The sequence below is a fragment of the Micromonospora sp. ABR4_055 genome (assembly GCF_056160425.1).
This window is the reverse complement of record NZ_JBSWXD010000001.1, coordinates 21,670-32,722: the sequence shown is the minus strand read 5'-3', so window position 1 is coordinate 32,722 and position 11,053 is coordinate 21,670. Positions and strand designations below refer to the sequence as shown.

General features: G+C 68.2%; 7 protein-coding genes. 4 read left to right on the top strand and 3 right to left on the bottom strand.

Annotation, left to right across the window (positions count from 1 at the left end; genetic code table 11):
* Positions 1 to 189 precede the first annotated feature (189 nt).
* Together ACXAHD_RS00140 and ACXAHD_RS00135 are read left to right on the top strand one after the other, a co-directional pair.
* Entirely contained in the window at positions 190 to 393 is a 204-nt protein-coding gene (locus ACXAHD_RS00140; RefSeq protein WP_278111128.1) for a CopG family ribbon-helix-helix protein, read from the top strand.
* Positions 390 to 773 carry a type II toxin-antitoxin system death-on-curing family toxin gene (locus ACXAHD_RS00135; protein ID WP_289211736.1) on the top strand — a complete coding sequence of 128 codons (384 nt, stop codon included), beginning with the start codon at positions 390 to 392 and terminating at the stop codon, positions 771 to 773. The genes ACXAHD_RS00140 and ACXAHD_RS00135 overlap by 4 nt, the downstream gene beginning before the upstream one ends.
* A gap of 5 nt (positions 774 to 778) precedes the next feature.
* On the opposite strand, the gene ACXAHD_RS00130 is transcribed toward ACXAHD_RS00135, so the two are convergent.
* Together ACXAHD_RS00130 and ACXAHD_RS00125 are read right to left on the bottom strand one after the other, a co-directional pair.
* Complete coding sequence (locus ACXAHD_RS00130; RefSeq protein WP_289211735.1) at positions 779 to 4,846, bottom strand: trypsin-like peptidase domain-containing protein; 4,068 nt, start codon at positions 4,844 to 4,846, stop codon at positions 779 to 781.
* A gap of 17 nt (positions 4,847 to 4,863) precedes the next feature.
* Positions 4,864 to 5,193, bottom strand: coding sequence for a CU044_2847 family protein (locus ACXAHD_RS00125; RefSeq protein ID WP_281552367.1), 330 nt, complete (start codon positions 5,191 to 5,193; stop codon positions 4,864 to 4,866).
* A 126-nt stretch (positions 5,194 to 5,319) separates the two neighbouring features.
* Here ACXAHD_RS00125 and ACXAHD_RS00120 point away from each other — a divergent pair, with 126 nt between their 5' ends.
* Together ACXAHD_RS00120 and ACXAHD_RS00115 are read left to right on the top strand one after the other, a co-directional pair.
* Positions 5,320 to 6,261, top strand: a complete 942-nt coding sequence (locus tag ACXAHD_RS00120; RefSeq protein WP_281552366.1) for a hypothetical protein — start codon at positions 5,320 to 5,322, stop codon at positions 6,259 to 6,261.
* On the top strand, positions 6,258 to 9,599 hold the full coding sequence (locus ACXAHD_RS00115; RefSeq protein WP_289211734.1) for a helicase HerA domain-containing protein: 3,342 nt from the start codon (positions 6,258 to 6,260) through the stop codon (positions 9,597 to 9,599). Before ACXAHD_RS00120 ends, ACXAHD_RS00115 begins: the two co-directional genes overlap by 4 nt.
* A 150-nt stretch (positions 9,600 to 9,749) precedes the next feature.
* Here the strand turns inward: ACXAHD_RS00115 and ACXAHD_RS00110 are convergent, their stop codons facing one another.
* Positions 9,750 to 10,784 (bottom strand): trypsin-like serine peptidase, encoded by a 1,035-nt coding sequence (locus ACXAHD_RS00110; RefSeq protein ID WP_348650028.1) that lies wholly within the window; start codon positions 10,782 to 10,784, stop codon positions 9,750 to 9,752.
* Positions 10,785 to 11,053: the final 269 nt, after the last annotated feature.

Here is an 11,053-nt window from a genome sequence, read left to right as displayed (position 1 = left end):
CACTGCTCCCCGGCCCGGCACCACTGACAGTCCGTCGATTCAATCACCGCCCGGGTACGCACGGTAAGTCCCGTCATCTGGTGCATTCCCGACCCGATCATCCGACTCGACCACGCCACCCGGTTGATCCACTCCAGGTCACCGGTCCGCTGCGCGGCCAGTATCACTTGGATGTCATATGATTGTCCTATGGTTACCACAGTCAACCTGCCGGACGATCTGCACGCGCGGCTCAAGCAGATCGCTGAGACCGAGCACCGGTCGGCCAACGCCACCATCGTCGTCGCGATCGAGGAGTACGTCGCGAGGCACAGCAAGCGGTCCAAGGTGCGTGGGTTGGCCGCAGATGTGGCCGAGCGCCACCGTGAGCTACTCGACCGACTGGCCCAGTGACCGTCTATCTCGACGTCGAAGACCTGCTGGAGATCGGCTCGATCGTCTTCGGCACGCCAGCCAAGGTCCGCGACTACGGGCTGCTCGCCTCCGCCGCCGCCCGACCGAGCACGATCGTCTTCGGGCAGGAGGCCTACCCCGACCTCGCGGGCAAAGCGGCCAGCCTGCTGCACTCGATCTGCGGCAACCACGCACTCGTCGACGGCAACAAACGCCTTGCCTGGGCCGCCGCGCTGGTCTTCATCAACCTCAACACCGGGGCGACGATCCCGGACGTTGACGTCGACCGCGCTGAGGCGTTCATGCTCGCAGTCGCCGACGGCAGCCTGCACGAGGTCGACGCGATCGCCGCGGAGCTGCGACGGCTCGGGCTCCTTTGATGCACTCAACTCGTGATCGTGAGCGCCAGCAGGCCCTGGTCCAGCCCGATCAGTAGCGTGTCGTCGACGGTGCAGCAGGCCAGCGCTGGATGGAGCACCGGGATCGTGCGTACCGCGCGAGCGGTCGGTGGGTCCCAGACCCGGACGGTGCGGTCGTGGCTGGTCGAGGCGAGCAGGTCACGCCCACCCACCTGGACCAGGCTCAGCCCGGTCACCGGCCCCGTGTGCCCGGTCAGCCAGTGGATCGGCTGGCCCCGCTCGGCGTCCCACAACCGGATCGTGTGGTCCGCGCTGGCCGATGCCAGCGCCGGGCGGTCGGCGACCATGAGCCCGCAGAGTGCGTTCACCGCGTCCTGATGCCCCTGCTGCGACCAGAGCTGCGTGCCGTCGGTGTCCCAGAGCATGATGGTGCCGCTCTTGTCTGCGGAGGCGAGCAGCTCGCCGGCAGGCCCGGCGACCGTGGTCAGCGTCGTCACCCAGGCCAGGGTCACGTGCCCGAGTAACACCCCGCGCACGTCGCCCGAGTACGGACGCCACAGCCGGACAGTCTGGTCGTCGCCGGCAGAGGCCACCAACAGCTCCGCGTCGTGCTGCACAGAGCAGACGGCGGCGACTCGCTCGTAGTGGCCGTTCATCTCCCCCTGCAGTGTGCCGTCCCGCGCGTCCCACAGCTTGACGACTCGATCATCGCCAGCCGTCAGGATGCGCGGCTCCTCCTCGTCGGGTACGACGCACAGCGCATTGACCGGGCCGTCCGACGCCCGGAACTCGCGCAGCTGGGCACCGGTGACCGCGTCCCAGATCCGTACCTGCCCGTCCGATCCGGCGGATGCGACCAGCCGGCCCTCGTCCCCCGGCACCGGGCACACCGCGGTCACCGCCCCGATCCGGTCGTGCTCGGCGACCGCCCCCGGCGGTCCGCCGCCCGGGTCCCACAGTCGCACGGTCCCGTCGTCGCCAGCGGTGGCGAGCATCCGGTTGTTCGCCGTCGGCAGCTCGCAGACCGCTCGGATCCAGCTGGCATGCCCGCGCAGGCTCGGTCGGGGAATCCAGGTCTGCTGCGGGGCGCCGGTCGGCACCTCCCACATTCGGATCAGTCCGTCCTCACCGGTCGAGACCAGCAGGCATCCGTCGCTGACATCGACTGTGCACAGATCGGTCAGCGGACCTCCGGTTCGCAGGACCTGGACGCACGCCCTGATCACGGGATCCCAGATTCGCACCGTGCCGTCATAGCCCGCCGAGGCGAGCAGGGTACGGCCGGGGGTACGCACCGCGTACAGAGTGTTGACCCAGCCGAGGTGACCGGTGAGGACTCCGGTCGGCTCCCCACCGGTCGCCGGGTCCCACAGCCGCACCGTGCCGTCGTAGCCGGTGGAGGCGAGCAACTGTCGGTCCCCGACGGGCACGTGGGTCACCGCCGTCACCCAGCCGGTGTGCCCGGTCAGCACATGGCCTGGTCTGCCCGTCTCCGGATCCCACAACCGCACCGTCCGGTCGTCACCGGCGGAGGCGAGCAGGTCACCGTCGGGCATTGGGATCGCGCAGATGTTGCGTACCCAGTCGCCGTGGCCACGCAGCTCGTGCCGGCGGTGCCCGGAACGCGGGTCCCACAGTCCGATGGTGCCGTCGTGGCTGGCCGTGGCGAGCAGCACCTCACCGGTGGCGAGGCGCACCGCGCAGACACCATGAATCGTGTCGTCGTGGCCGGTGAACGTCTGCTCGGCCTGGTTGGTCAGCGGATCCCAGAGTCGCACCGTGCCGTCGTCGCCGGCCGAGGCGAGCAGCCGACGCCCGTCGATGACGATCGCCGCGACGTCGTAGACGGCCTCGGAGTGTCCGTCGAGGATGCTGCGTTCCTGCCGGGGCGGGGTGTGCGCCCAGCCTGCCCGGTACGGGGCGGCCGCCGCCGTGATCCCGTTGTCCAGGCCGTCGAGCCGGTCGACGACAGAGAACAACGCCGCCCGCTCAGCCGGCGCGGCTGCCACCGCCAGCGGGGTCCGTTGCAGGAGCCGGGCACGGGTTACGGCGAGCGGCGCCTCGGCCGCGTCCGCCACCGTAAGTAACCGGTCCAGGTGGGCGTACAGCAGATAGTCGTCGTCGGTGAGCAGGTCGTCGACCGCGCCGGCGCCGGCCGCGTGCTGCGGCAGCGACCGCAGCAGGTAGTCGAACGCTGTGGCCCATCCGGTAGCTCGCGCGATGGCGGTCCAGCTCGCCAGCAGCCGGGCGTGGTCGTCGCGCCGCGAGGCCTGAGCGTCCCGATCGGCCAGCAGCGCGTCGTTGAGCGCCTGGTGGAACAGCCGGTACGCGGGCTGAGCGCCGCCGCCCGTTTCGACGAGGAAGTTCGCCGCCGAGGTACGCGCGAAGTCGGCGAGTTCCGGCTCGGTGACCGCCCCGCCGAGGGCTTCGATCGCGGACTGCCACAACGTCAGTGGCAGTCCCGGCGTCTCGGCGTACGCCAGGGCGGTCAACGCCAGCCGGGCCGATGTCCGGCCGGCGGTCGGCAGCCCGGCCAGGTAGGTGTCCAGGGCGTGCGCCACGGTAGCGGTGAACGACACCTCGTCCGGGTCGATCGCGGTGTTGTCGCGCAGCGCGTGAGCGCGGGCGATCAGGCCGGCGACCAGGAAGTTTCCCTTGGCGAGGGCGGCGATACGGCGGGCGAGCGGCGCGGCGACGGTCGGATCGGCGTACGGGTTGCCTGGTCGTTCGGCACCGATCAGTTGCAGCGTCGCCTGGGCGTAGTCGGCCAGGTCGGATTCGGCGAAGTACTCCGGCGCGTCCAGGTCGACGAGTTCCGCGTTACCGCCGAAGCGGCTGATCAGGTCACCGTGATGGTCTGAGCGCCGGGTGCCGATCACGATCCGCAGGCCCCGAGGGCCACAGTCACGGGCCAGCGGCATCAGGATGTCGTCGATCACCATGCGCGCCTGCGCCGGGTCGGTCGCCTCGTCGAGCGCGTCGAGGACCAGGGTGAATCGGGTCCGTCGGTGGTTCAGCTGGTCGCGCACCGCAGGCATCAGATCAGCCGGTACGCCGGGCAGCTCGACGGCGACGGCACGGGCGATCTCGGCGGCGACTTCGAGGGCAGTCTTGCCCTTGACGTGCACTGCGCAGGAAACCGCACCGACCGGAGCTCGGACGGCCATGTCCGTGTCGGACAGTTCCCCGCTGATCTGCTGGTCGGCGGTGGTGACGATCCGCCCGAGCACGGCTGACTTGCCGACCCCCGGCGACCCGGTGACGATCAGCGGCCGGCTGATCGGTTCGACGCTGTCGATCCAGTCGACGACGCGACGCAGGGCGGCGGCCCGGCCGCGGAACCGCGCGCCGCCTTCGGTGTCGACCGCGACCCCGCGTGCCCTGGGCAGCCAGTGCCGGCCTGCCTCGCCGTCGGTGGCCAGGGCCCATCCCCAGGCGGCAAGGGCGGCGTCGTCCGCGTCGGCGGCCCGCCAGGCGGACAGAGTCGCCAGCTTCATGTCCGGTAGTTGCTGGTCGGCGTAGTGCAGGGTCACGGCTTGGCCGCCGCCCTGAGCGTCGGCGGTGACAACGACGCCGACCACCGCCTGGTACTCGGATGACCAGACCGGACCGCCGCTGAATCCCTTGCTCAGCTGGGTGGCCGGCGAGGTGTGGATCATGACGCGGCCCCACCCACCAGGCTGGCCGACACTACCTTCGGCATGGCAGCCGCCGACCACGTGCGTCGGGAACCCGTACGTCCAGTAAGCGCTTCCCGCCAGCGGCTTGGCGGGCAGACAACGAAGTCGGGCCGGGGTCACCGAGGCCGGCACCGGCTCCACGAGTTCAAGCATGACCAGGTCGACCTTGGCATCCCGCATTCCGTCGTGCGGGCAGCCGCCGATCCGGCGGCGGTCGAACCAGGTGACCTTCTCGGCCAGTGGGAACGAGATCCAGAGGTCGTCGTACAGCTGCCCGTCGTTGCCGAACGCGACATGGTGGCAGGTCAGCACCAGGTTGCTCTCCACAACGACGCCGGTACCGACGGGGGTGTCCTGGTGCTGCCCACGGTGCAGGGCAACCAGCCAGGAGCAGTCGTCGGGTCCTGCGGTCACCAGCCGCTCCGTCCCGGTCAGCGCCGCATCGTGGTGCTGGCGTCCGGCGGCCCACCCGGATACCAGCCGAGGGTGACTTCGAAATTCCCTTCAGCCGCCGCCTTGGCGACCACCCAGTTGGTCGTGCCGGTCGCCTTGATGCCGAACTTCACCTCGACGGCATCCGGAGAGACCGCCTTGACCTGGTCCAACAACACGCTGGCGGCGGCGATGGCAGGTGCGGCGGACTCCCGTACCCAGCCAACGACGTCGCCGACCCCGGCCGGCTGAAAACCAACCGGCGGATCGATCTCGACCATCGCTACCGTCTTGTCGTCGACCTGGTAGCGGACCACTTCGGACTGCACCGCACACCTCCGCCGCCCGCGAGAAACGGGCATAAGACCGCAGCCCGCGCTCTGCGGACCGCCACCCGGGTTGCACCGACCAGCCATGCTGCCTCTCACCGACGAGATTTGGCAACGGTTCTATTCATGATCACTTTCCGGCCCCTGCGAACAGGTGTTTCAGGTGACCTCCTGCCCTGCGACATTGAAGATCCACCCATGGCGGAGTGTCAGCTATCTGCATCGGACGGACGGACCTTGCGTCGATCCAGCGGTATCGGCAGAATCGGCCAGTGCCCAGGCCACCCCCGGCCCGGCACCTCATCTTCCCGGCCACCCCGAGCTATTGATCATCGCCATGTCGATGCGACCGCTCACGCCCTTGAGGAGCACCGCATGTCGGAGAAGGAACTCACCCTCGTCGAGCGGTGCGTACTCATCAACCTGATGGTCAAGGCCGCTCCGCTGCAGCAGAGCTACCTGATCAACGTCGCGGGCGTCACCGGGCTCAAGGCGACCCATCGCCGCGCCCTGGAAGCCCTTGGGCTGATCGAGGTGACGGAGAAGCCAATCACCCTGCACCTGACCGACAGCGGGTGGGAGGCGGCCAAGGCGGAGTTGAGCAAGGACGAGCCACCGAAGGGTGCCGGCACCGCAGGTGCGACGCTCTACACGGTGCTCGACTTCGTTCGTCGGCTGATCGACCACTCGGGCGTCCGAGCGGACGACCTGTTCCGGATGCAGTTCAAGCCCGACGAGATCGCTTCCACCACCGACTCGGCAGAGCCGGTCGCGCCGACGGCCAACGGCAGCGAAGCGAGCCAGGTCGACGTGGCCACGCGGATCCGTCGGGCGTACCACGAGCTGATCGACCAACCCGGCGACTACGTCATGCTGGCCGCGCTGCGGGCCGTGCTCGCCGATCTGTCTCGCGACGATCTCGACGCCGCGCTGATCAAGCTCAACCAGGACCCCGACGTGCAGATCGTGCCGGAGTCCAACCAGAAGGTACTCAGGACGCAGGAGCGCGACGCCGCCGTCAGCATCGGCAATCAGCTACGGCATCTGATTTCGATCTCGCCCTCATGACGGGTCCCACCGGGATGACCGACGAGCAGCGGCGAGCGCTGGCCGCACTACGGTTCAACTGGGCACCGACCCCGGACGATGTCTGGAAGCCGCTTCCCTTCCACGTCGAAGGATTGCATCACCAGATCATCGAGATGGTGATGGAGGGCGTCGCCGAAGCGGATGACAGCGTCGACTCCAGCCCGGTGGGACTGGCGATCCTGGGGCAACGCGGCACCGGCAAGACACACCTGCTCGGCGCGTTGCGTCAACGGGTACAGACCGCCGGTGGCTTCTTTTTTCTTGTCAAGCTCCTGGAGGCCAGCGCGTTCTGGCGAAGCACCTCGCTGTCCCTGCTGGAGGATTTCGTCCGACCGGCACCGGACGGAACCTCTCAGCTGCGCACCTTCCTGCGCAGACTTGCCGACGAGGTCGACGCGCCGCGGGCCGTCCGTCGGTCGATCACCGGCGACACCGAACTGACCCGGCATGCCCTCGATGCCCTCGTAGACCAGGTACGGAAGATCAATCGCCAGATCGGCACCGAATGCCAGGACACTGCTCGGGCACTCGTGCTGTACGCCAGCGACGACGGCACGGCTCAGGACCTCGGCCACGATTTCCTCTCATCCAGCGACGAGGAAAGCCCGGGAGCATTGGCCGCCTGGGGCATCCGACGTAGCAAGCGAGCACCGCAGGAGATCGTCCGCGACGCGTCCCGGCTGCTCGCTCTGGTCGGGCCCACCGTGATCGCGCTCGACCAGATCGACCTGATGGTCGCGCAGTCGGTCAAGTCCACCAGTCGCGAGGTACGCGGCGAGGTCGACTGGCAGACCTCATTGCTGCTTGAGCAGATCGCCAGCGGGCTGATGTCGCTCCGGGAGAACACCCGCCGCGCGCTGTCGGTCGTCTCCTGCCTGCCACAGACCTGGCAGAGCATCAAGGAGCAGGCCACCGACACCGTGCAGGATCGGTTCCGGGAGGCGGTGCGGCTCAAGGAGATCCCGTCGCCGGACATCGGCCGCGAGCTGGTGGAGAAGCGGTTCGGCCTGGTCTTCGACGAGCTGGGCTTCACCCCGCCGTACCCGACGTGGCCGATCCATCCGTCCGCCTTCACTGAGGTCGTCCAGTTCACGCCACGCGAACTGCTCCGTCGGATCGACACCCACGTGCGCTCCTGTCTGGCCGACGGGCAGGTACGCGAGCTCACCCACCTCCTGCACGCGCAGTCCGGAAAGAACGGCCCGGCCACGAGGTCCGATGCCGTTCCCACACCCGATCGGTCCGACAAGTCCGAGGTGCAGGAAGGCGCGCAGTCGGTGCCGGCCGAGTCCGACGAGCTCGCCAAGATCGACATTAGCTACGCCGAGTTGATCGAGTCAGCCGAGACCGCAAGCGCGGTGCAGCAGTCCAGCGAGGACCTGAGAGTGCCGGCGCTGCTACAGGCCGGGTTGACCGCGTGGATCGCCGCGCAGGGCGGATCGGCCGATGAGTTCAGCCTCGACCCGCTGCCGTTCAGCGGCAAGCCGGCCCTGCACGCCCGGGTGCGGCGGACGCTCGACGAGGAGACCGAGGACGAGGAGCACTGGTCGTTCCGGGCCGTCTGTGCGCCGCACCACATCGCGGCGCTCAACCGGATCCGCAACGCCATGACCACCTCCGGGTTGACCGAAGGGGTCACCAAGCGGCGACTCTTCCTGCTCCGCAGCGCGGGCTGGTCGGCCGGTGCACGTACCCGGGAACTGCTCGACGCGTTCACCAGAGCCGGCGGGCAGACGCTTCCCTTCCCCACCGCGGACATCAGGCGCCTTGCCGCCTTGGAACGGCTGATCCAGCAGTACGGGTTGGAACGACTGCGGCCATGGTTCGCCTCCCGACAGCCGGCCTCCACCGTCGCTTTCTTGCGCGACGCGCTCGATGGCGGTGCCGACGCCAACAGGGAAAGCCATGCTGACAGTCACGACACGACGGCGCCAACCGAGCCCGATCCGGCCATGCAGCAGGTCGGCCCGCCGGTGCGGGCCGTCGGTCGGGCCTCCGTATCGGTGCGGCCGGCGGCCAGCGGGAACTCGTCCGCTGGTCGGGGAGGGCCCGCCGAGCAGCTGGCGATGCAGGCCGGGATCGACCCGCCCCAGATGACGATCGGGTCCGTCGCCGGCCGGGCGGACCCGGTCCGAATGGACTTGGAGTCACTGCGTCGGCACACGGTGATATTCGCCGGCTCGGGATCCGGCAAGACGGTGCTGCTCCGCCGGCTTGTCGAGGAGTGCGCGCTGCGTGGCGTGTCCGCGATCGTGCTGGACCCGAACAACGACCTCGCCCGACTCGGCGATGCCTGGCCGGAGCCGCCGACCGGCTGGGGTCCTGCGGATCCGGATCAAGCTGCTGCCTACTTCGCCGGTACCGACGTGGTCGTCTGGACGCCCGGTCGTCGTGCCGGCCGCCCGCTGAGCTTTCAACCGCTCCCGAACTTCGGTGACGTACTCGACGATCCCGACGGGTTCCGCGCAGCCGTGGACTCAGCCGTCGCCACCCTCGCGCCACATGCCCGGGTCGACGGCGGCACCGACAAGGCAAGGCTGGGGCGAGCCGTGCTGCGCGAGGCACTGATTGGTTACGCCCAGAACGGTGGCAGCGACCTGCAGGCGTTCACCGATCTGTTGAACGACCTACCGGACGGGGTCAGCCAGCTCGACAGCGCACCGAAGCTGGCAGCAGGCATGGCGCAACTACTCAAGGCAGCGTTGATCGATGATCCGCTGCTCGGCGGTGACGGCACTCCCGTCGACCCGGGCATCTTGCTCACGCCGCCGCCGGGCCGACACGCCCGCGTCTCGGTGATCAGCTTCGTCGGACTGCCACACGACCACCAGCGGCAGAGCTTCGTCAACCAGTTACAGCTCGCCCTGTTCACCTGGATCAAGCGAAATCCGGCCGGCGACCGGCCACTCGGCGGACTGTTCGTGATGGATGAGGCTCAGACCCTCGCACCATCCGGCTCGGTCACCGCCTGCACCCAGAGCACCCTCGCGTTGACGTCACAGGCCCGTAAGTACGGGCTCGGTCTGGTCTTCGCGACCCAGGCCCCGAAGGCGCTGCACAATCAGATCCCCGGCAACGCTGCCACCCAGTTCTTCGGCCTGTTGACCGCACCTGTGCAGATCGAGGCGGCCCGTGACGTCGCGCGGGCCAAGGGTACCGACATCCCTGACGTCGGCAAGATGGCTACCGGACAGTTCTACGCAGCGGTGGAAGGCGCGCGGTTCGTCAAGCTGCAGGCGCCGATGTGCCTGAGCCACCACCCACGCAGCCCGTTGACAACCGAGGAGGTCGTACAACGAGCCGCCGTCCACCGGTGACCGTACCGGTGACGACGACGTTGGTTCGCGGCGGGAGATAGCCACGCCAATCAGCGGACTGGCAGCCGCTGACGGACTGGCAGCGGAGGTAGCCCCGACCATATCGGCCGAGGCTACCTTTGGACGGTACTGATCAGGTGGACGGACGGATCAGGCCGGAGAGATACCTTCGGCGAAGTCGTACAGGCTCTTGATGTCGTTGTCGAAGTACGGGCCGTCGAACTGACCATTGCCCGGGTTGTCACCGTGGCTTACCACGCTGTTGATGTACCCGTAGCCGGTCGAGTCGTTGTATTCCTGCAGCCAAGGTCCGCCGCTGGAACCGTACGTCATGTTGCAGTACATCCGGATCTGCTGGCCGCCGGGGTTCCACGTGGTGCCCTGGCAGTAGTACTGACTCTCGCCGCCACCCAGGTTGGACGGGTAACCGAGAGCGGTGACATAGACGCTGTAGCTGTAGTTCCAGCGCAGCCCGTGGCCGCCGACGGTGTCGACGACCTTGGCACCGTAGATGCCGCCGTTGTTCATGATGGCGATGCCCATGTCCTCGGCGTAGCTGCCGCTGTTGATCCAGGCGGTACGGGTGTTGAGGCTGGACGCCACGAACGTGCCGAACGGGCGCGAGCCGTTGCGGTAGCGCGGGACGAACTGCCAGTTGCTGTACCACTGTCCGCCGGGGCCCTGGTGGACGCAGTGCCCGGCGGTCATGACCAGCCGACGCTTGCCGCTGGCGACGGTGCTGGCCGAGCAGGAGGCGGTGCCGCCGGTGGGGGTGGTGAAGTAGACCTTGCCGACGGCCTGCGACTCGTTGAGCATCAGTCCGACGTCACCGCGGCTGCCGAGGCTCGGCGCGACCGGCGCCACCGCACCCGCCGGCCCGTTGGGCTTGGCGTCGGCGATCGTCGATTCGGCACCCTTCGCCGACCTCGCGAAGGTCAGGTCGACCGCCGATGCCATCCGCTCCTCGGTCCAGAAGTCGGTGACCTCCTTCGCGATCTTGGCGTTGGTGATCGCCCGGCCGTCGAGGGTGCGGGCGATGGCGCTCGTGTTGCCGTCCGACTTGAACGGCGACGACTCCGCCTGGGCGGCCGGCGCGCCGGTGACGACCAGCGCGAGTGCCAGGCCGGCCATCGCCGACCAGCGCAGTGTGGATTTCAAGAGACCCTCCCTTGTCTTGGTACCCATCTGGGCGCTAGCAGCGTATTGGCAAATTTCCATTGATCACAACGGAGTTTGAATGACTGATCACGGACACTCGCGAAACCTGCCGCTTGAGCTGGGTAGATGTCCACCAGAACCATTGGATCCAACTTCACTAAACGCTTCGACATCATGTGAGCAGGGAGCACCGCCGAGAAGCATAGATTTCACGTCTCATTTATCCCATAGCATCGCGAAATACATCCGAAATACAAGTCATGTGATTTTCCGTGCCCAGCGACGAACATTTGTGG

What these genes read in the sequence shown, in the direction of transcription:
- ACXAHD_RS00140 (WP_278111128.1), top strand. Translation starts at nt 190, where the DNA reads ATGGTTACCACAGTCAACCTGCCGGACGATCTGCACGCGCGGCTCAAG.
- ACXAHD_RS00120 (WP_281552366.1), top strand. Translation starts at nt 5,320, where the DNA reads ATGATCACTTTCCGGCCCCTGCGAACAGGTGTTTCAGGTGACCTCCTG.
- ACXAHD_RS00115 (WP_289211734.1), top strand. Translation starts at nt 6,258, where the DNA reads ATGACGGGTCCCACCGGGATGACCGACGAGCAGCGGCGAGCGCTGGCC.
- ACXAHD_RS00110 (WP_348650028.1), bottom strand. Translation starts at nt 10,784, where the DNA reads ATGGGTACCAAGACAAGGGAGGGTCTCTTGAAATCCACACTGCGCTGG.